This window comes from Aeromonas sp. 82P (assembly GCF_051919365.1).
In the GTDB taxonomy this organism is placed as follows: domain Bacteria; phylum Pseudomonadota; class Gammaproteobacteria; order Enterobacterales; family Aeromonadaceae; genus Aeromonas; species Aeromonas veronii.
Genome location: NZ_JBQBEV010000001.1, coordinates 1,447,569 through 1,468,492 on the forward strand (window position 1 = coordinate 1,447,569; position 20,924 = coordinate 1,468,492).

The following is a 20,924-nucleotide window of genomic DNA, read 5'->3' on the forward strand; positions in this document are numbered from 1 at the left end:
AACAAAATGGCTGTTAAAAAAGCATTGGTGTTGAGTTGCCTGCTGGGTGCCAGTTTCCTGGCCCAGGCGGCCCCTGCCTCTTTTGTGGTGCAAGATATCCAGGTCGAAGGTCTGCAACGGGTGACCCTGGGTGCCGCACTGTTGAACCTGCCGATCCGGGTCGGTGATACCGTCGATTCCGTGGCTCTGGCCAGCGCCATCAAAAAGCTCTATGCCTCGGGTAACTTCGAGGATGTGAAGGTTTACCGTGACGGCCAGGTGCTGCAGGTGATGGTCAAGGAGCGTCCGACCATCTCCAGCATCGAGTTTGCCGGCAACAAGGATATCAAAGAGGAGCAACTGACCCAGAGTCTGGAGTCCTCCGGTATCCGTGTGGGCGATCCGCTGGATCGCACCGTGCTCACCTCCCTCGAGAAGGGACTGGAAGATTTCTACTATGGCGTGGGTAAATACTCCGCCAAGGTCAAGGCCATCGTCACCCCGTTGCCGCGTAACCGGGTCGACCTCAAGTTCACCTTCGTGGAAGGGGAAGCGGCCAAGATCCAGCAGATCAACATCGTCGGCAATAGCGTCTTCCCTGAAGAGAAGCTGATTGCCCAGCTCTCTTTGCGCGACGAAGTGCCCTGGTGGAACTTTACCGCCGACCAGCGCTATCAGAAGCAGAAACTGGCCGGTGATATCGAGACCCTGCGCTCCTACTACATGGACCGCGGTTATATCCGCTTCCAGCAGGAGTCTACCCAGGTCTCCATGACCCCCGACAAGAAGGGCGTCTACGTTACCCTCAACATCAAGGAAGGGGATCAGTACAAGGTCTCCGGTGTCCAGCTCAAGGGTGACCTGATCGATCGCGGTGGCGAGATGAAGGGATTGATCCCGATCGCCATCGGCAGCACCTACTCCGCCAGCCAGGTGACTCATACCGAAGAGGTGCTCTCCAAGTTCCTCGGCCGCTACGGCTACGCCTATCCGAAAGTGGTCACCTTCCCGCAGATCAATGACAAAACCAAGGAAGTGGAGCTGATCGTCAACGTTGAGCCGGGCCCCCGTGTCTATGTGCGCAATATCAACTTCAGCGGTAATGCCACCACCGAAGATCAGGTGCTGCGTCGCGAGATGCGCCAGATGGAAGGCACCTGGCTCTCTTCCGACAATATCGAGCAGTCCAAGAGCCGTCTCAACCGCCTTGGCTACTTCGAGAGCGTCGAAGTGGACACCAAGCGGGTGCCGGGCAACGATGATCTGGTTGACCTCGACTTCAAGGTCAAGGAGCAGCCAGCAGGCTCCATCAACGCCGGTATCGGTTACGGTACCGAATCGGGTCTGAGCCTGCAGGCGGGGATCTCCCAGGACAACTTTATGGGTACCGGTAAAAAGGTCTCCATCAATGCCAGCACCAACGACTACTCCAAGAACGTTGACCTGAGCTACAACGACCCCTACTTCACCGTGGATGGTGTCAGCCTGGGTGGTCGGGTCTACTACAACCAGTTCCGCGCCGATGATGCCGATATCGTCGATTACGAGAATGAAACCATCGGTTTCCGTCTCTCCAGCGGCTTCCCGGTCAACGAGTTCAACCGTCTCGACTTCAGTACCGGTATCGAGAGCACCAAGCTGAGCCGTCCGTCTTTTAATGCCCAGAATTATGCGCAGTGTTTGAAGGAAAATGAGAATAATACTGACTATTGCTGGAACCAGTGGAACGATAATCGCCAGTCGGTGCAGATGGATCAGTTCTGGAATATCTACTCACAGGATGGCGCCAACCTTGACTTCGTGACCGTCGATCTGACCGCTGGCTGGACCCGCTCCACCCTGAACAAGGGGATGTTCCCGACCGCCGGTGAGCGTCAGCGTGTCAACGCCAAGGTGACTGTGCCGGGCATGGAGCTGCAGTACTACAAGCTCTCTGCCGAAGATGCCCATTATTTTCCGCTCGATGCGGATCATAGCTGGGTGATGATCGGCAAGGGGCGTATCTCCTACGGTAATGGCTATGGTGATGATCCCATGCTGCCGTTCTTCGAGAACTACTATGCCGGTGGTTTCGATACGGTACGGGGCTTCAAGAGCAATACCATTGGTCCTAAGGCGGTCTACAAGGTCTATAACAAGCCAAGTGTTGCTGGGCAAAGTCCGACCTGTCAGACAAATGCTGACGGTTCTTGCTTGTACGAAGGTTCCGATACCTCTGTAGGGGGGAATGCCTTAGCCGTTGCGTCATTTGAATTGGTCTTCCCGACCCCGTTCGTCTCCGAGACTTATCGTCCGCAGATCCGTACCACCGCATTTGTCGATGCAGGTACTGTCTGGAGCACTGATTTTGCCAACGGGGCATATCCTTGTGCCGCCAGTTCTAATTGCAATTACTTGAGCCAGGACTACTCCAGCCCGGGCAATATCCGGGTCTCTGCCGGTGTCTCCCTGCAGTGGCTCTCGCCGATGGGTCCGCTGGTGTTCGCCCTGGCCAAGCCGATCAAGAAATACGAAGGGGATCGCACCGAGTTCTTCTCCTTCAACATCGGTCGTACTTTCTAAGCAGAGTTTCGCCCCCACCCATGCGGTGGGGGTCTTCAATGATGGGACGCGCGGTATGCGTGCCTCACCAGGTAACAAGACGGTCCTAACGCCGCTTGCATAATCGGGTAAATCAGGTAGCCCTCGCCATGAGGGAACAAGGAGTAAGTGTGAATAAAGCGTTGAAAGTAGCTGGTTTGAGCTTTGCACTGATGGCTGCCGGCATGGGTTCTGCCTTCGCTGAGACCAAGATCGCCGTGGTCGATATGGGCGAAGTCTTCCAAAAGCTGCCACAGCGTGAAGCCGTTGCAGCCAAGCTGAAAGGTGAATTCGAGCCGCGCATGCGTGAGCTGCAGAAGCTGGAACAGGAAGGCCAGAAGCTGGTCGAGAAGTTCCGCAAGGATGAAGCCTTCATGAGCGCCGAGCAGAAGAAGCAGAACCAGGAGAAGCTGGCCAAGCTGCAGATGGAGTTCAACCAGAAGCGTCAAGCCTTTGAGCAGGACAACGGCCGCCGTCAGTCCGAAGAGCGCAACAAGATCCTGACCAAAGTACAGGCTGCCATCGATTCCATCGCCAAGAGCAATGGTTACGATCTGGTGCTGGAGCGCAATGCCGCCCCGTATGCCGCCAGCAAGCTGGACATCTCCGGCCAGGTTATTTCTCAGGTAAGCAAGAGCAACTAATTGATGGCATTCACTCTCGCACAGCTGGCCCAGCAACTGGGGGCCCAGGTCCATGGCGACGGAACCCTGGAAATCCGCAAGGTAGCGACACTGGAAAAGGCCGGGGAGGGGGATATCACCTTCCTGTCCAACAAAAAGTACCGGCACTATCTGGAGCAGAGCAAGGCGACTGCCGTGCTCATTACCGAAGCGGATCTGCCATTTTGTCCCACCAATGCCCTGGTGCTCAAAGACCCCTATGTGGGCTTTGCCCGGGTAGCCCAACTGCTGGACACCACCCCGCAGCCGGCCACGGATATCCATCCGAGCGCCGTTATCGCGGCTGACGTGCAACTGGGCGAGAGAGTGGCCATCGGCGCCAATGCAGTGATCGAATCCGGCGTCGTGCTGGGTGACGATGTACGCATTGGCCCGGGCTGTTTTATTGGCAAAAATACCCGGCTGGGAGCCCGCTCCCGGCTGTGGGCCAACGTCACCCTCTATCACAATGTGACCATGGGTACCGACTGTCTGGTTCAATCCGGCACAGTGATCGGCGCCGATGGTTTCGGTTATGCCAACGAGCGTGGCGAGTGGATCAAGATCCCCCAGCTCGGCGGTGTGACCATTGGCAACCGGGTCGAGATCGGTGCCTGTACCACCATTGACCGCGGTGCGCTGGAAGATACCCGCATTGCTGACAACGTCATCATCGACAACCAGTGCCAGATCGCCCACAACGTGGAGATCGGTTACGGCACCGCCGTGGCGGGCTCTACCGTGATGGCTGGTAGTCTCAAGGTCGGCAAATACTGTATCATTGGCGGCGCTTCCGTCTTTAACGGGCATATGGAGATCTGCGACCAGGCCACCGTCACCGGTATGGCCATGGTGATGCGACCCATTACCGAGCCCGGTGTCTACTCTTCCGGCATCCCTCTGCAAACCAATAAAGAGTGGCGCAAGACCGCCGCCCGGGTGATGCGTATCGAAGAGATGCACAAGCGGTTAAGCAAGCTTGAGAAGAAGCTGGATCAAGAATAATCACGATTGGTATAGGGTACTGTTTTGACTACTGAAAAGAAGAGCCTGGGTATCCAGGAAATCATGGATCTGCTGCCCCACCGTTATCCGTTTCTGATGGTGGATCGTGTAGACGACTACGAGATCAGCGATGAGCGCAAAACCCTGCGCGCCATCAAGAACGTCTCGTTCAACGAGCCGATCTTCCAGGGGCACTTCCCGGCCAAGCCGGTGTTCCCGGGCGTACTGATCCTGGAAGCGATGGCACAGGCCACCGGTATCCTGGCCTTTACCATGGTGGGCAAGCCGTCTCCCAACGAACTCTACTATTTTGCCTCAATCGACAACGCTCGCTTCAAGCGCCCGGTCGGCCCCGGTGACCAACTGGTGCTGGACGTGGAGTTCCTGAAAGAGCGTCGCGGTATTGCCAAGTTCACCGGTGTCGCCACCGTCGACGGTGAAGTGGTCTGTACCGCCGAGCTGATGTGCGCCAAACGCGAGGTTTAACACACGTGATCGACCAGACTGCCATCATTCACGATACTGCCATCGTCCATGAGTCTGCCGTGATCGGTAAAGGGGTTGAAATCGGCCCCTTTTCTGTCATCGGCGCCGAGGTGGAAATCGGTGACAACACCTGGGTAGGTTCCCATGTGGTGATCAAGGGGCCGACCAAGATTGGTCGCGGCAACAAGATCTTCCAGCACACCTCCATCGGTGAGGATTGCCAGGACAAGAAGTACGCCGGTGAGCGCACCTTCCTCGAGATTGGCGACAACAACGTCATTCGCGAGAACTGCACTTTCCACCGTGGCACCATTCAGGATCAGAGCCTGACCAAGGTGGGCAGCGGTAACCTGTTCATGGTCAACGTTCATGTTGCCCACGACTGCATCATCGGTGACAACTGCATCTTCGCCAACAACGCGACCCTGGCGGGCCACGTGGTGATCGGTGACTTCGTGATCTTTGGTGGTCTCTCCGCCATTCACCAGTTTGGCCGCGTCGGCTCCCACGCCTTCGTCGGTGGCTGCGCCGCCCTGAACAAGGATGTGCCGCCTTACGTGATGGCCGCCGGCAACTACGCCAAGCCGTTCGGGGTCAACTCCGAAGGTCTGCGTCGCCGCGGTTTCAGCGCCGAGGCCATCTCCGCCGTCAAGCGTGCCTACAAAGAGATCTTCCGCTCCGGCAAGACCATCGAAGAGGTGCTGCCGGTGCTGAGCGAGATGGCGCAAGCCGAACCGGCCGTCCAGCTCTATGTGGACTTCCTCAAAGATAACGAGCGCGGGATCATCCGTGCCTGATCCGGTTCGTATCGGTATCGTCGCCGGAGAGGTCTCCGGCGACATTCTGGCTGCCGGTCTGGTGCGCGAGCTGCAAGCCCGCTACCCGGATGCGCAGTTCGAAGGGATCGCCGGGCCGCGGATGCAGGCCCTCGGCGTCAAGGCGCTGTTCGAGATGGAAGAGCTCTCCGTCATGGGGATCACCGAGGTGCTGGGCCGTCTGCCGCGCATCCTCAAGGTCCGTCGCGAACTGCTGCGCCACTTTATTGCCAATCCGCCCGATATCTTCATCGGCGTGGATGCACCGGATTTCAATATCGGAGTGGAGCTGAAACTGCGCCGCGCCGGTATCAAGACGGTTCACTATGTCAGCCCCTCGGTGTGGGCCTGGCGCCAGAACCGCATTCACAAGATCAAGGCCGCCACCGACATGGTGCTCGCCTTCCTGCCGTTCGAGAAAGCCTTTTACGACCGTTTCGACGCCCCTTGCCGTTTTGTCGGCCACACCATGGCGGATGATATTCCGCTGGTACCGGATCAGGCTGCCGTGCGTCGCAATCTCGGTATCGATGCCAATCGCCGCTGGCTGGCAGTGCTGCCGGGCAGCCGCACCGCAGAAGTGGGCTTTATGTCCCCCCTGTTTCTCGAAGCGTGCAAACACCTGACGGTGCGCTATCCGGATCTCGGCTTCATCGTGCCGCTGGTCAACCAGAAACGGCGCGAGCAGTTTATGGCCATCAAGGCTGAGGTAGCGCCGGGTCTCGACATGGTGCTGCTGGAAGGGCAGGGCCGCGAGGCGATGATCGCCGCTGACGTGGTGATGCTGGCCTCCGGCACCGCGGCGCTCGAAGCCATGCTGGTGAAAAAGCCGATGGTGGTGGGCTACAAGCTCAAGCCCTTCAGCTACTGGCTGGCCCAGCGATTGGTGAAGACCGAATTTGTCTCTCTGCCCAACCTGCTGGCTGGGCGCATGCTGGTGCCGGAACTCATCCAGCACGAGTGCACTCCGGAGAATCTGGTGGAAGAGGTGAGCAAATATTTCGAGCACGACAACAGTGCGCTGGTCAACACCTTCACCGAGCTGCACCAGCTGATCCGCTGTAATGCCGACTCGCAGGCCGCCGATGCGGTGGCGGATCTGCTCGGCAGATAACGCTATTTCGGACCGTCGATTGCGCCGCGCAGCCCGTTAATCCGTTTTCCGAGCGGTGATGCCGCGTCAGTCGACCTCTGTCAGGCCCCACGGGGCCTGTTTTGATTCAAGGCTACAAGATGATGATCGATATTCCTGACGACAAGCTGGTTGCCGGTGTGGACGAAGTGGGCCGTGGCCCGCTGGTGGGCGACGTGGTCACCGCCGCGGTCATTCTCGACCCGGCCAATCCGATTGCCGGCCTCAACGACTCCAAGAAGCTCTCCGAGAAGAAACGTCTCGCCCTGTTTGACGAGATCAAAGAGAAGGCGCTCGCCTGGGCCATCGGTCGCGCCACTCCGGAGGAGATCGACGAGCTCAACATTCTGCATGCCACCATGCTGGCGATGCAGCGCGCCGTGGCGGGACTGAAGGTGACGCCCGAGCTGGTCTTTATCGATGGCAACCGCTGCCCGGCATTGCCGATGGAAGCGCGCGCCGTGGTCAAGGGCGATAGCCTGGTGGCCGCCATCAGCGCCGCCTCGATCCTTGCCAAGGTGACCCGAGATGCGGAGATGACCGAGCTGGACAGCCGCCATCCCGAGTACGGCTTTGCCCGCCACAAGGGTTACCCTACGCCTGAGCACCTCGCCATTCTGGCCGAGCGCGGCCCGTTGCCCGAATATCGCAAGAGCTTCAAACCGGTGCGCCGCGCACTGGGGATCGAGTAGACCATGCCATTTAGTTTGAGCAGCGAGAGGAGATGACGATGGCTGCCCCCCGTTTTATCCACCTGCGAGTCCACTCCGACTTCTCCATGGTCGATGGCCTGCAGAAGATCAATCCCATCGTCGGGGCGGCGGCGGCCAACAACATGCCGGCGCTGGCGCTGACCGATCAGATGAACATGTGCGGTCTGGTGCGCTTCTATGGCGCCGCCCACGGCAAGGGGATCAAGCCCATCGTCGGGGCCGACTTCTGGGTGCAGAGCGATGAGCTCGGCGACGAGCAGTTCCGTCTCACCCTGCTCGCCATGGATAACGACGGCTACCAGAACATCACCCTGCTTATTTCCCGCGGTTACCAGCGCGGCCACGTGCAAGGGCGGCCGGTTATCGACAAGAGCTGGCTCGCCGAGCATGCCAAGGGGGTGATCGTCCTCTCCGGCGGGCGCGAGGGGGATGTGGGCAAGTTCCTGCTCAAGGGCAACCGGCAGATGACCGAGCAGTGTGTCGCCTTCTATCAGACCCACTTCCCCGATGCCTACTATCTCGAACTGCTGCGTACCGGTCGACCCGACGAAGAGGTCTACCTGCACATGGCGGTGGCCATCGCTACCGAGTTCGAGCTGCCAGTGGTCGCCACCAACGAGGTGGTGTTCCTCAACGCCGATGACTTCGATGCCCACGAGATCCGGGTTGCCATCCACGATGGCTATACCCTGATGGACAAACGCCGTCCCCGTCGCTACAGCCCCCAGCAGTACCTGCGCAGTCAGGAGGAGATGGCAGAGCTGTTTGCCGACATTCCCGAAGCGCTGGAAAACACGGTGGAGATCGCCAAGCGCTGCAACGTGACGGTGCGTCTCGGCGAATACTTCCTGCCCAACTTCCCGACCGGCGACATGACTACCGAAGATTTTCTGGTGGCCAAGTCGAAAGAGGGTCTGGAGGAGCGTCTCGAGTTTCTGTTCCCGGATCCGGCGGTGCGGGCCGAGCGCCGTCCCGAGTATGACGAGCGTCTCGATGTCGAGCTGAAAGTGATCAACCAGATGGGCTTCCCGGGTTACTTCCTCATCGTGATGGAGTTTATCCAGTGGTCCAAGGACAACGGCATCCCCGTTGGTCCGGGCCGGGGGTCGGGGGCAGGCTCTCTGGTGGCCTACGCCCTCAAGATCACCGACCTCGACCCGCTGGAATTTGACCTGCTGTTCGAACGTTTCCTGAACCCCGAGCGGGTATCCATGCCCGACTTCGACGTCGACTTCTGCATGGATCGGCGCGACGAGGTGATCGAGCACGTCTCCGACATGTATGGCCGGGATGCGGTGTCCCAGATCATCACCTTCGGCAGCATGGCGGCCAAGGCGGTGGTGCGAGACGTGGGCCGGGTGCTGGGCCACGCTTACGGCTTTGTGGATCGCATCTCCAAGCTGATCCCGCCGGATCCGGGCATGACGCTGGCCAAGGCATTCGAGGCCGAGCCCAAGCTGCCCGAGCTCTACGAACAGGATGAGGAGGTCAAGGACCTCATCGACATGGCCCGCCGCCTGGAAGGGGTCGTGCGCAACGCCGGTAAACACGCCGGTGGCGTGGTGATCGCACCCACCAAGATCACCGACTTTGCGCCGCTCTATTGCGATGATGAGGGCCATCACCCGGTCACCCAGTTCGATAAGAACGATGTGGAATACGCCGGTCTGGTGAAGTTCGACTTCCTGGGTCTGCGGACGCTCACCATCATCGACTGGGCGCTCGGCATGATAAACCCGCGTCTTGCCAAAGAGGGCAAGCCGCCGGTGGATATCGCCGCCATCCCCATCGATGACAAGAAGTCGTTCGACCTGCTGCAGCGCTACGAGACCACGGCGGTATTCCAGTTGGAATCCCGCGGCATGAAGGATCTCATCAAGCGGCTGCCCCGACTGCTTCGAAGATATGATCGCACTGGTGGCCCTGTTCCGACCGGGCCCGCTCCAGTCAGGCATGGTGGATAACTTCATCGACCGCAAGCACGGTAATGAAGCGATCTCCTATCCGGACGAGAAGTGGCAGCACGAGAGCCTGAAACCGATTCTGGAACCGACCTACGGCATCATCCTCTATCAGGAGCAGGTGATGCAGATCGCCCAGACCCTGGCGGGTTATACGCTCGGTGGCGCGGACATGTTGCGCCGTGCCATGGGTAAGAAAAAGCCCGAGGAGATGGCCAAGCAGCGAGCCGGTTTCGAGGAGGGCGCCGTCAAGAATGGCGTCGACGGCGAACTGGCGATGAAGATCTTCGATCTGGTGGAGAAGTTTGCGGGCTACGGCTTCAACAAATCCCACTCCGCCGCCTATGCGCTGGTCTCCTACCAGACCCTCTGGCTCAAGACCCACTTCCCGGCCGAGTTCATGGCGGCGGTGATGACCGCTGATATGGACAACACCGACAAGATCGTGACTCTGGTGGATGAGTGCCAGCGGATGGGGCTCACTGTGATCCCGCCGGATGTGAACACCGGCCGTTATCGCTTCTCGGTCAACGAAGATGGCCATATCGTCTACGGGATTGGGGCGGTGAAAGGGGTCGGTGAAGGCCCTATCGATGCGATCTTGAGCGCACGGGATCAGGACGGCCCGTTCCGCGATCTGTTCGACTTCTGTAACCGGGTCGACATCAAGAAGCTCAACAAGCGGGTGATGGAGAAGCTGATCCTCTCCGGCGCCATGGATCGGCTCGGCCCCCACCGTGCCGCTCTGATGGCGACCCTGGATGAGGCGATGCGGGCCGCCGAGCAGCACGCCAAGGCGCAGGCAGTGGGGCAGGTCGACATGTTCGGCGTGCTCACCGAAGAGATTGACGACGTCAAAAAGGCGTTTGCCAACGTGCCGCACTGGCCTGACAAGGTGTGGCTGGAAGGGGAGCGCGAGACCCTCGGGCTCTATCTCACCGGTCACCCCATCAACCAGTACAGCAGCGAATTGCGTCGTTATACCTCGGGTCGCCTGTGCGATCTGCATCCCACTTCACGCGATACCGTAACCACGGCGGCGGGGCTGGTGATTGCGGCCCGCAGCATGGTGACCAAGCGTGGCAACAAGATGGGGATCTTCACCCTGGACGACCGTTCTGGTCGCCTTGATGTGACCCTGTTCAGTGAAGCGCTGGAAAAATATGAAGAATTGATGCAAAAAGACCGCATTTTGGTGGTTTCTGGACAGGTCAGCTTTGATGACTTCTCCGGTGGCCTTAAAATGTCGGCTCGAGAATTACTGGATATCAACGATGCGAGGGAGCGTTTTGCCAGAGCAATCCGCATCTCCCTCGATGAACAGCGGATTGATGATCGCTTTTTCCCGCGTTTGTGCGAGATTTTGGAGCCCGCCCGTGCCGGAGTCTGTCCGGTTCAGGTAAACTATCGTCGCCCCGGCTCCCGGGTGCGATTGACGCTCGGTACCGAGTGGCGGGTGACGCCCACCGATCAACTGATAGATGACTTGCGAGTCCTGCTTGGACGAGAGCGGGTTGAATTGGTTTTTGATTAGAGGTTCTAAGGCCCTATGAGTCTTTTTCTGGATTTTGAACAGCCGATTGCCGAGTTGCAGGCGCAGATTGATGAACTCAAACATGTGAGTGAAGGCAATCACGCCGTGGATCTGAAAGACGAGATCCGCCGGCTGGAGAAGAAAAACGAAGAGCTGACCAAGAAGATCTTCGGTGATCTGGGTGCCTGGCAGGTATCCCAGATGGCGCGTCATCCCCAGCGCCCCTACACCTTTGACTATATCGAGCATATCTTCACCGATTTCGACGAGTTGGCTGGCGATCGCGCCTATGCCGATGACAAGGCTATCGTCGGCGGCATCGCCCGTCTCGACGGCGAGCCGGTGATGGTGATTGGTCACCAGAAGGGTCGCGAGACCAAAGAGAAGATCAAGCGCAACTTCGGCATGCCGCGTCCGGAAGGGTACCGCAAGGCCCTGCGTCTGATGGAGATGGCCGAGCGCTTCAAGATGCCGATCATCACCTTTATCGACACCCCGGGCGCTTACCCTGGCGTCGGTGCCGAAGAGCGTGGCCAGTCCGAAGCGATTGCCCGCAACCTGAAAGTGATGGCCGGTCTGACCGTGCCGGTGGTCTGCACCGTGATCGGTGAGGGTGGCTCAGGTGGTGCGCTGGCAATCGGCGTGGGTGACCGTGTCAACATGCTGCAGTACTCCACCTACTCCGTCATCTCGCCGGAAGGGTGTGCTTCCATCCTGTGGAAGAGTGCCGACAAGGCCTCCGTAGCTGCCGAAGCGATGGGTATCACTGCCCAGCGTCTGAAAGAGCTCAAGCTGATCGACCATGTGATCGACGAGCCCCTCGGTGGTGCCCATCGCGATGTGGAGAAGATGGCCAAAAACCTCAAGGCTCGCATCAAGCAGGATTTGGACGCTCTGCGTCCGCTCGATACCGAGCAACTGCTGGAGCAACGCTACCAGCGTCTGCTGGGCTACGGTTACTGCTAAGCGCAGCCGTCACCCCCGAGTATTCTGGCCCCCGTCATCGACGGGGGTTTTTTATTGCTGATTACTTGTCTTGCGGTGATTGCCCCAATGCGCCCTGAAACAGCGCAGGTCAGTCTTCTAGGGTGAGGGGCAGGGTTGGTATGCCACGCTGTTGGTGAGGGCTGTTAGTAGCCTACAGTATCCTTTGGCATTGCGGGCGATGGCATGACAAGCCACGTGATCATCCGATTGCGGCATAAAAAAGCGCCCCGGCTGTGCGGAGCGCTTTTACAGGTGTCTGGCAGTATTACAGTTCAATCTCGTCTGTAAGACCTTCATAGGCGATATCGATGGATTGCAGCTCCTTCTGCAGGCGATGTTTGTCTTTCAACGCCTCGATTTCACGCCATTTACGTTTTTTTCCCGTTGTCCCGCGGCTACGCGAACCGAGTTCAACCACTTCGTCATAATCGAAGTTGAACATTTCCATGGCTCCCTCCTTGGTTTTTATCGTTTTCACCACCCGTATAACATAACGAACCTGAAATTAAAACGTTTTCGTGACGACTCTATGACAGCGCTAAAAAAGCCCATGAAAAAAAACCGGGCCCCTTGGTAGGGGCCCGGTTTTTATCAGAAAAAAGAACCGATTACAGGCGGCTTGCCAACATGGTTTCCAGCTTGCCTTGGTCGATGGCAAACATGCGGATGCCTTCGCCCAGCTTCTCGTGAGCCATGGCGTCTTGGTTCAGTTCCCAGCGGAATTCGGCTTCGGTCATCGGAGTCGGTTTGGCCTTGCGCTCACCGGTGTAGTCCAGTTTGCGTACCACGGTTCCTTCGGTCTTGCTCAGCTCTTCCAGCAGGGCCGGGCCAATGGTCAGGCGGTCGCAACCGGCCAGTTCCAGGATCTCGCCGGTGTTGCGGAAGCTGGCGCCCATCACCACTGTCGGGTAGTCGTGCTGCTTGTAGTAGTTGTAGATGGAGGTGACGGAGACCACGCCCGGATCTTCGCTGGCGGTATAATCACGGCCATTTTTGGCCTTGTACCAGTCGAGGATGCGGCCTACGAACGGGGAGATCAGGAAGGCACCGGCTTCGGCACAGGCACGAGCCTGGGCGAAGGAGAACAGCAGGGTCAGGTTGCACTGGATACCCTCTTTCTCCAGTACCTCGGCGGCACGGATCCCTTCCCAGGTGGAGGCCAACTTGATCAGAATGCGGTCGTTGCTGATACCCGCTTCGTTGTAGAGACGGATCAGCTTGCGGGCCTTGGCGATGCTGGCTTCGGTATCGAAGGAGAGACGGGCATCCACTTCGGTAGAGATGCGGCCCGGAACGATCTTCAGCACTTCCAGACCGATGTTGACGGCCAGCTTGTCGCCCGCGTCGATGATTTGCTGTGCCTTGTCCTGGCTCTGGGCTTTGGCCCACTTGATAGCGTCTTCGATCAGCGGAGCGTACTCGGGGATCTCGGAGGCCTTCAGAACCAGAGAGGGGTTGGTGGTGGCATCGATGGGCTGATAGCGTTTGATGGCTTCGATATCACCGGTGTCGGCAACAACAGTGGTCAGGGCTTTCAGCTGGGTTAATTTATCGGCCATAGCGAATATCATCTCTTAATGAGGGAGTAATCCCTGGGTTGCGGGCTTGAGACGGTGGTTCTGAAATAAAATTACAGAATCTTGGTGCCTCAGGCTCAGAAAAGCGCGATGGGGGCGGCCCATCGTCATTGCCTGCCTAATTAATACTGATGTGGTGCATCCTGCAATAGGGGCGCTTGGTTGTTAAACATTCAGGCTGTTGAGCTATCCCGTTTTATGGCGTGAAACTATATGATTAGTAAGGTTTTTTACATTTCATCCCGACCTCGTTCCGGTTTGCTTTCAGCTGAACTTTTTTAGCCAATATCCATATTTGTGTCGTCGATCACATAAATTATCTCACTACGTACTTGAAATTTAATTACAGCGAAAACGTTTGGCGAAATGTCTCCGTTTGAAAGCCATTTCATGCAAGCGTTTGCGTTTTCGGATAGCTCATCAGGGATATATCAAAATGGTTCTCTTATGGGGCTTAATGGTGGCCTGTCTGATTGAATTATTGAGTTTGTTGAAAGTTTGCGATTTAAATGGAGCTTTATGGGCTTTTACCGTTCGTTTTTTGTGTCTCGCGTGACCGGGATCACTATTCCGGGCTCTCCCGCTGTGCTAGATTCCGCCCCTTTAGCGAAACGCTAATTAAACGACAGACAGAAAACGGTCAGCGCAGACTGGCCATGGATGTGAATAACAACGAGAGAATTATGGACACCTTGATTGCGATGCTAAACGACCTGATGTGGGGAGCCGTGCTCATCTACCTGCTCATCGGGGTCGGTATCTTTTTCACCTTCCGCCTGGGTTTTATCCAGATCCGTCACTTTGGCCACATGTTTTCCGTGCTGAAAAACAGCCGTAAATCGGACAACGCAGGCATCTCCTCCTTCCAGGCCCTCTGTACCAGCCTTGCCGCCCGTGTCGGCACCGGCAACCTGGCCGGTGTGGCAGTCGCCATCTATCTGGGTGGCCCCGGCGCCATCTTCTGGATGTGGCTGATTGCCTTTATCGGCATGGCGACCGCATTCGTCGAAAGCACTCTGGCCCAGCTCTACAAGGTCAAGGATGAGGATGGCAACTACCGTGGTGGCCCGGCCTACTACATGGAGAAAGGCCTTGGCATGCGCTGGATGGGGGTGGTCTTCTCGCTCTGCCTGATCCTGGCATTTGGTCTGGTGTTCAACGCGGTGCAGGCCAACTCCATCAGTCTGGCGATGAAGGTGGCGTTTGGCATTCCTGACTGGGTCAGCGGTCTGGCGCTGGTGGCGCTCTCCGGCCTGATTATCTTCGGCGGCATTCGTGGTATCGCCCGTTTTGCCGAGCTGGTGGTGCCCTTTATGGCACTGGCCTACATCCTGCTGGCGCTGGTGATCGTGGCGATGAACATCACCGAGTTGCCTCATGTCTTCATGCTGATCATCAAGTCCGCCTTCGGGATTGAGCAGGCAGGCTCAGGTGCGCTCGGTTATGCCATCTCCCAGGCGATGATCAACGGTATCAAGCGCGGTCTCTTCTCCAACGAAGCGGGGATGGGCTCTGCGCCCAACGCTGCGGCGACTGCCACTCCCTATCCGCCGCACCCGGCCTCTCAGGGTTATGTGCAGATGCTGGGGGTCTTTATGGACACCATCGTCATCTGCAGCTGTACCGCCGCCATCATCCTGATGTCCGGTCAGTTTGAGCCGGGCTCCGGCGTGACCGGTGTCGAGCTGACCCAGCGGGCGCTCTCTTCCCAGATTGGCAGTGGAGGCAACATCTTTATCGCGGCAGCCATCTTCTTCTTCGCCTTCACCTCTATCGTGGCGAACTACTCCTATGCCGAGACCAATCTGGTGTTCCTCGAGCACAACCACAAGGGCGGCCTGATGCTGTTCCGGGTGTTCGTGCTGGGGATGGTGATGTTCGGTGCCGTGGGTGAGTTGCCGATTGTGTGGGCGATGGCGGATGTCTCCATGGGACTGATGGCCATCGTCAACCTGGTAGCGATCCTGCTGCTCTCCAGCGTCGCCATCAAGCTGGCGAAGGATTACAACGACCAGCTCCGGCTGGGCAAGGTACCCACCTTCGATGCCAACAAATACCCCGAGATCCGCTCCCAGCTGGAAGAGGGGATCTGGGACAATCCGACCAAAAAGTAACAAGCGGTGAATCAAACCTCTTGATTAAAACCTGAAGGGGGAGCCGGTGGCTCCCCCTTCTTTTATGGCGCACTCGTTGGCTGTTGATCCCAGCGCTGGGCGAGCTGTCTGACACGCCGTTGCAACTGGCGCCAGCAGCGCCCTTGTTGCCGGTCGCTGAGGGGGGCATAACGCCAGAGTCGATAGAGCCACGCACTCTTTAGCAGGGAGTGGGCAAGGTCGGGACGCAGCCGTGCCAGCCGCTCGCACCATGCCCCCATGCTCTCGGCGGGCTGGGGTGGGTAGCCACTGCGTTTGCCCCGTTTGAGCAGGGGCTGCCAGATGCGCCGCTCTGGCGGCAGGCGGGCGGGCAACAGCAGGGGCAGGCTCACCAGCAGGGCGACCAGCATCAGGCTGGCGAGGATCAACCAGGGAGTGTGCCCCGTCAGTGCAGGCCAGCGCAGGCCAATTTGCTGCCAGAGCTGGCCCGCATCGTAACCAATCACCCAGCGACTCCACTGGTAGTCGATATTGTTGCCCCACCAGCGCAGCTGATTGAGCAGAGCCCAGTTGCGATAACGCTGCAAAGCGAGCGGGTCGGCGGCGGTAAACTCGTCGCTCAGCGCCTCCCTCACACCACCTTCAATGCGCACCGGCGCCACTGCAGCCGTGGGGTCGATTCGCCGCCATGTTCCTCCTTCATCGAGATACTCCACCCAGGCGTGAGCATCGAACTGGTGTACCGCCAGATAGTTGCCTCTGGGATTCCACTCGCCGCCGAGATAACCGGTGACCAGCCGTGCCGGAATACCGGCAGCGCGTAGTACGAAAGCGGTCGCCATGGCGTAGTGGCCGCAAAAGCCCTGCCTGGTATCGAACAGGAACTCATCCACCCCGTCACTGCCAAGTCGTGGCGGGGTCAGGGTGTAGTAATAGGATTGGCTGCGAAACTGTGCGAGCAGGGCGGCGACCAGCTTGGCGCGTTCTGGATAGCGCACAGCCAGCCCTTGGCCGTAAGCTCGCGCTCTCGGGTTGCCCCCTGCAGGCAGTTGCAGGTTGCGCTGGGCGGCTTGGTGGTCATCCTCGGGCAGCGCTTCGCCACTGCCAATGCGATAGCGGATCGCCACCTCGCCGCTTCCCTGACGATAGAGGGTGTCGAGAGGGGTAAGCAGCACCGGACCCGCCAGCAGGCGCGGTTCACTCAGGGCAAAGGCCCAGCGGTGGCGCTGGGGCTCGGCGATCACCTCGTAGCTCCCGGCGGGCAACGGACTATCTGCCAGTTGAGTGTTGGCCTGTGAAGAGGATGCCAGAAGGGTCAGCCCGGTCTGCACCGGCACTGTCTGCTGCCATGCTTTGACCTCGGGGCTCAGCAACCAGCGCTGACCATCGAAAACTTCTTGGCGCATCACCGGAAAATAGCGCTCGCGGACAGGGGGCGGGCCATCGGCAAAAGTGACCCGAAACGCCAGTTCCGAGGAGTTGACCAGTTCGCTGATATCGCCGGGGGCCAGCTCTTCCGAGAGGCCCGACAGGGTGCGGCTGGTGGTGGGCATCTGCCAGAGGGGCGGGAGCCTTGGCAGCAGCAAAAACAGCGTGATAAGCAGGGGAAGCGCCAGCAGCAGGCTACCACCCGCACTTCGCCAAGGCCGTTTCTGTTCGGGGGCGATGGCGGCCACCAGCGTAGTTACTGCCAGCCAGAGCGCCACTGTCATTCCGACCGTCCAGCCGATGCTCTGTCGCTGCACCAGCGCCAGCGCGATGAGGAAGAAGGCGAGCAGCAGCACCTGCTCGATATCCCGCTCGCGCCGTACCTCGATCATCTTGAGGCTATAGCCGAGCCAGAGCAGATTGATAAGGGCAGGCAGGGTGCCCAAGCCACGCCACTGTAGTCCCAGCAACAGCACAGTGGTGATGGCCAGCAGCGCCAACCCGCGGGCAGGCAGGGGCGGCCAGCCGCGCCACAGCATCATGGCCCGGATGCCGAGGGTGATGGCGCCCACCGCCACTACCCAGATCTGCAGTTGGGGCCAGAGCGCCGCGACCAGCAGCAGCTGTTGCAGGGCGATGAGTGGCAGCAGGCGGCGGTTATTTAGCAGCATCCTGCGTGCTCTTCGGTGGTGTGGCATCGAACTGGGCCAGCACCGCCAGCCGCTGCTCCAGATCCCCGCCCGCGACCCGCGGCAATGTGAGGCGAGTGTCATCCTGCTGAGGTTCATGGAACTGTTTGGTCAGCAGGCCGCGCCCCTGGGCAAGTTGTTTCCAGGCGACCCGGCTCAGTGGTTCACCGGCCTGATGTGTCCGCAGGGTATCAAAGTCACCGAGAGTGGCCGGAGCGGGCTGGCCCTGATGCCCCTCGCTTTGGGTCGCATGCTCCCCTCTTAACGCGCCGAATGCTGGTTTGGGAGAGAGCCAGCCCTCCAACTGCAAGTCCAGCAGGGACCAGCAGCGAAACAGACCGAGGGGGTAGCGACTCTCGACCCGCAATCGACCAAGGGGCAGTGGCCCACGGCGCGAGCCCGATACTGGCAGGATAACTGTGCTGGCCACAGCGTCGGCCTGTGCCAGCCAGAGGGTGCCTTCGTTGAGGCTAAACCGGAGCGCCTGCACCCGGCGAGGGCTCTGCACCAAGATACGGATAGGTAGCTGGCTACCCGCTTCCCCCAGCACCAGCGGCCCACCCAGCAGCTCCAGCCCCAGCAGGTTGCGGTGGGTGAGCCACATGGCTGCCATAAACAGGCTGCCGAGGCAGTAGGCCACCAGCAGTACCAGATTGTTCTGGTAGTTGGTGCCGAGCAGATAGATGGCGAGCAGCACCAGCAGATAGAGCAGCCCCATGCGGGTGGGGAGGATAAAGAGGCTGCGGGTAGCCAGCGTGATCTGGCGGGTCGGAGGAATGCGGCGGTCGAGCCAGCGCCGCTGCCAGCGGGCTCGCCACTGCTGCCAACGGTTTAGCAGTTTGCTCATCAGGGATTGTCCGGATCGACCCGGGCCAGCAATCGCTGGCTAAGGGGACAGGCTTCGCCGTGCTGTACGCCAAAGCTGCCCCGCAGCCGATGCTCGGCCACATAGGGGAAGACTGCCTGCACATCCTCCACCGTGACAAAGCGCCGCCCCGCCACCAGCGCCCAGGCCCGGCTCACCGCCAGCAAGGTCTGGGCTGCCCGGGGGGAGAGGGGCTGTGGCAGCTCCCCATCAAAGCGGCTCTGGTGCACCAGTGCCAGCAGGTAGTCGAGGGTGGCATCCGAAACATGGATGGCATCCCCTTCGCTTTGCAAGGTGGCGAGTCCGGCAGCATCCAGCATGGTGGGCAACGGGCCAGTCGGCTGGTTGCCCCGCAGTAGCTGGCGCTCCGCTTCTCGCGGCGGAAAACCCAGCGAGAGTCGCACGGCGAAGCGGTCGAGTTGGGACTCCGGCAGCGGATAGGTGCCCGCCTGATCCGCCGGATTCTGGGTGGCGATGACGAAAAACGGATCGGGGAGGGGATGCGTATTCCCCTCAATGCTCACTTTGCCCTCGGCCATCGCCTCCAGCAGGGCGCTCTGTACTTTGGGGCTGGCACGGTTAATCTCGTCCGCCAGCAGTACCTGGGCGAAGATGGGGCCGGGGTGAAAGCGAAAGGCTTGCTGTTGGGGGTCGAAGATCTGCAACCCCAGCAGGTCGGCGGGCAGCAGATCGGCGGTGAACTGCACTCGCCGACAGTCGAGCCCCAGTACCTGTGCCAGGGCGTGGGCCAGGGTAGTTTTGCCCATGCCGGGCAGATCCTCGAGCAGCAGATGGCCGCGGGACAGCAGCGTCACCAGCGCGATTTTCAGTTGCAGTGGCTTGCCCAGAATGACTCGCTCCAGTGTCGCCAGCACCGCCGTGATGTGCTCTTGTGATCTCACCTGCGCCTCCGTTTCTCTCTTTGGCTCTTTGGCCCCTACAGCTTATACGCCCGCGAGCAGAGGAAGGGCACATCGAGCTGTCAGCGATGCAACCCCGGCCATTTCCCGATGACTTCACAGAGGCTTCACACAGGTTCATCGTGGGCACATACATCTTGTTTATGCTAATCCCAATTTCATTCACCACGAGAATAACCATATGCAACAACGAACCACGGTCTCACTGCTGACGCTGGGCACCCTGCTGCTCTCTCCATTATCTTCCTCACTCTCCTATGCGGCCGGGGAGGCACCCCTGACCGCCGCTGTGGACGGCATTATCCGGCCGGTGCTCAAGGAGCACAGGATCCCGGGCATGGCGGTCGCCGTGTTGAAAGATGGCAAGGCCCACTACTTCAATTACGGGGTGGCTAACCGGGAAAGTGGTCAGCGTGTCAGCGAGCAGACCCTGTTCGAGATTGGCTCGGTCAGCAAGACACTGACCGCGACCCTCGGTGCCTATGCCGTGGTTAAAGGGGGCTTTCAGCTCGATGACAAGGTGAGCCAGCATGCCCCCTGGCTCAAGGGATCCGCTTTTGATGGTGTGACCATGGCCGATCTTGCCACCTACAGTGCGGGCGGTCTGCCGCTGCAGTTCCCCGATGAGGTGGATTCGAATGACAAGATGCGCACTTACTATCGGAACTGGTCACCGGTTTATCCGGCGGGTACCCATCGCCAGTACTCCAACCCCAGCATAGGTCTGTTTGGTCACCTGGCCGCGAATAGTCTGGGCCAGCCGTTTGAGCAACTGATGAGCCAGACCTTGCTGCCCAAGCTGGGTTTGCATCACACCTATCTCCAGGTGCCGGAGTCGGCCATGGCGAATTATGCCTACGGCTACTCGAAGGAAGAGAAACCCATCAGGGTCAATCCGGGCGTGCTGGCGGCCGAGGCTTATGGGATCAAGACCGGCTCGGCGGATCTGCTGAAGTTTGTCGAGGCGAACATGGGGTATCAGGGGGATGCAGCGGTAAAGAGCGCGCTCGCGTTGACCCACACAGGTTTCTACTCGGTGGGGGAGATGAGTCAGGGATTGGGATGGGAGAGTTACGCCTATCCGGTGACCGAGCAGGCGCTGTTGGTAGGCAACTCGCCTGCGGTGAGCCTCAAGGCCAATCCGGTCACGCGTTTTGCCGCGCCCAAGGCGATGGGTGAGCAGGTGCTCTATAACAAGACTGGCTCGACCAATGGCTTTGGCAGCTATGTGGCCTTTGTGCCCGCCAAGGGGATAGGCATCGTCATGCTGGCCAATCGCAACTACCCCATCGAGGCCAGGGTCAAGGCGGCCCACGCCATCCTGCGCCAGCTGGCCGAGTGACAGTGTGGCTGTTCTGACCGAGATGAGTACGCCGGGGTGACCCGGCGTACTTTTTGGGTCCTGCCCGGCTCGGCCATCATTCATGTTAATGCCCAAACAGCTCGGCACTTAAAATAATATTTCCAAATTGGAATGTACCGATCGCCATCTCTTCAC

The 20,924-nt window shown here is 59.2% G+C and carries 15 protein-coding genes and 1 pseudogene; 11 read left to right on the forward strand and 5 right to left on the reverse strand.

Going from position 1 to position 20,924, the window contains the following annotated elements:
* The first annotated feature begins 6 nt into the window (after positions 1 to 6).
* The 9 genes and pseudogenes from bamA to accA all read left to right on the forward strand — a co-directional run bounded on the left by bamA (position 7) and on the right by accA (position 11,833).
* Positions 7 to 2,541, forward strand: a complete 2,535-nt coding sequence (bamA, locus tag ACTG2S_RS06865) for an outer membrane protein assembly factor BamA (RefSeq protein ID WP_274160229.1) — start codon at positions 7 to 9, stop codon at positions 2,539 to 2,541.
* 149 nt (positions 2,542 to 2,690) lie between these two features.
* Positions 2,691 to 3,203, forward strand: coding sequence for an OmpH family outer membrane protein (locus ACTG2S_RS06870; RefSeq protein WP_005338563.1), 513 nt, complete (start codon positions 2,691 to 2,693; stop codon positions 3,201 to 3,203).
* Between the two features lie 3 nt (positions 3,204 to 3,206).
* Positions 3,207 to 4,226, forward strand: coding sequence for a UDP-3-O-(3-hydroxymyristoyl)glucosamine N-acyltransferase (gene lpxD / locus ACTG2S_RS06875; RefSeq protein WP_088869967.1), 1,020 nt, complete (start codon positions 3,207 to 3,209; stop codon positions 4,224 to 4,226).
* Positions 4,227 to 4,250: 24 nt separating this feature from the next.
* On the forward strand, positions 4,251 to 4,712 hold the full coding sequence (gene fabZ / locus ACTG2S_RS06880; RefSeq protein WP_005338559.1) for a 3-hydroxyacyl-ACP dehydratase FabZ: 462 nt from the start codon (positions 4,251 to 4,253) through the stop codon (positions 4,710 to 4,712).
* A 5-nt stretch (positions 4,713 to 4,717) separates the two neighbouring features.
* Positions 4,718 to 5,509, forward strand: coding sequence for an acyl-ACP--UDP-N-acetylglucosamine O-acyltransferase (lpxA, locus tag ACTG2S_RS06885; protein ID WP_100646591.1), 792 nt, complete (start codon positions 4,718 to 4,720; stop codon positions 5,507 to 5,509).
* Complete coding sequence (gene lpxB / locus ACTG2S_RS06890) at positions 5,502 to 6,641, forward strand: lipid-A-disaccharide synthase (RefSeq protein ID WP_040098041.1); 1,140 nt, start codon at positions 5,502 to 5,504, stop codon at positions 6,639 to 6,641. The genes lpxA and lpxB overlap by 8 nt, the downstream gene beginning before the upstream one ends.
* Positions 6,642 to 6,760: 119 nt before the next feature.
* Positions 6,761 to 7,351 carry a ribonuclease HII gene (gene rnhB / locus ACTG2S_RS06895; protein WP_069526239.1) on the forward strand — a complete coding sequence of 197 codons (591 nt, stop codon included), beginning with the start codon at positions 6,761 to 6,763 and terminating at the stop codon, positions 7,349 to 7,351.
* A gap of 38 nt (positions 7,352 to 7,389) precedes the next feature.
* A pseudogene (gene dnaE / locus ACTG2S_RS06900) lies at positions 7,390 to 10,867 on the forward strand (DNA polymerase III subunit alpha).
* A gap of 15 nt (positions 10,868 to 10,882) precedes the next feature.
* The gene (gene accA / locus ACTG2S_RS06905) at positions 10,883 to 11,833 is read left to right on the forward strand and encodes an acetyl-CoA carboxylase carboxyl transferase subunit alpha (RefSeq protein WP_005338549.1); all 951 of its coding nucleotides are present in this window, start codon (positions 10,883 to 10,885) and stop codon (positions 11,831 to 11,833) included.
* 286 nt (positions 11,834 to 12,119) lie between these two features.
* Here accA and ACTG2S_RS06910 read toward each other — a convergent pair whose 3' ends face one another.
* Together ACTG2S_RS06910 and tal are read right to left on the reverse strand one after the other, a co-directional pair.
* Complete coding sequence (locus tag ACTG2S_RS06910; protein ID WP_005338547.1) at positions 12,120 to 12,302, reverse strand: DUF3545 family protein; 183 nt, start codon at positions 12,300 to 12,302, stop codon at positions 12,120 to 12,122.
* Between the two features lie 160 nt (positions 12,303 to 12,462).
* On the reverse strand, positions 12,463 to 13,413 hold the full coding sequence (gene tal, locus ACTG2S_RS06915; RefSeq protein ID WP_224968470.1) for a transaldolase: 951 nt from the start codon (positions 13,411 to 13,413) through the stop codon (positions 12,463 to 12,465).
* Positions 13,414 to 14,114: 701 nt separating this feature from the next.
* Here tal and ACTG2S_RS06920 point away from each other — a divergent pair.
* On the forward strand, positions 14,115 to 15,545 hold the full coding sequence (locus ACTG2S_RS06920; protein WP_013724018.1) for an alanine/glycine:cation symporter family protein: 1,431 nt from the start codon (positions 14,115 to 14,117) through the stop codon (positions 15,543 to 15,545).
* Between the two features lie 62 nt (positions 15,546 to 15,607).
* Here the strand turns inward: ACTG2S_RS06920 and ACTG2S_RS06925 are convergent, their stop codons facing one another.
* From ACTG2S_RS06925 to ACTG2S_RS06935, 3 genes are read right to left on the reverse strand one after another with little or no spacing between them, the layout of a single operon-like run.
* A complete protein-coding gene (locus tag ACTG2S_RS06925; protein WP_439982199.1) occupies positions 15,608 to 17,623 on the reverse strand; it encodes a transglutaminase family protein in 2,016 nt (671 codons plus the stop codon).
* Entirely contained in the window at positions 17,610 to 18,488 is an 879-nt protein-coding gene (locus tag ACTG2S_RS06930) for a DUF58 domain-containing protein (RefSeq protein WP_439982200.1), read from the reverse strand. The genes ACTG2S_RS06925 and ACTG2S_RS06930 overlap by 14 nt, the downstream gene beginning before the upstream one ends.
* Positions 18,488 to 19,408: an AAA family ATPase gene (locus tag ACTG2S_RS06935; RefSeq protein WP_274160233.1), complete on the reverse strand. Its 921-nt coding sequence runs from the start codon at positions 19,406 to 19,408 to the stop codon at positions 18,488 to 18,490. Before ACTG2S_RS06935 ends, ACTG2S_RS06930 begins: the two co-directional genes overlap by 1 nt.
* A 199-nt stretch (positions 19,409 to 19,607) precedes the next feature.
* On the opposite strand from ACTG2S_RS06935, the gene ampC reads away from it, so the two are divergent.
* On the forward strand, positions 19,608 to 20,768 hold the full coding sequence (gene ampC, locus ACTG2S_RS06940; RefSeq protein WP_274160234.1) for an FOX/MOX family class C beta-lactamase: 1,161 nt from the start codon (positions 19,608 to 19,610) through the stop codon (positions 20,766 to 20,768).
* Positions 20,769 to 20,924: the final 156 nt, after the last annotated feature.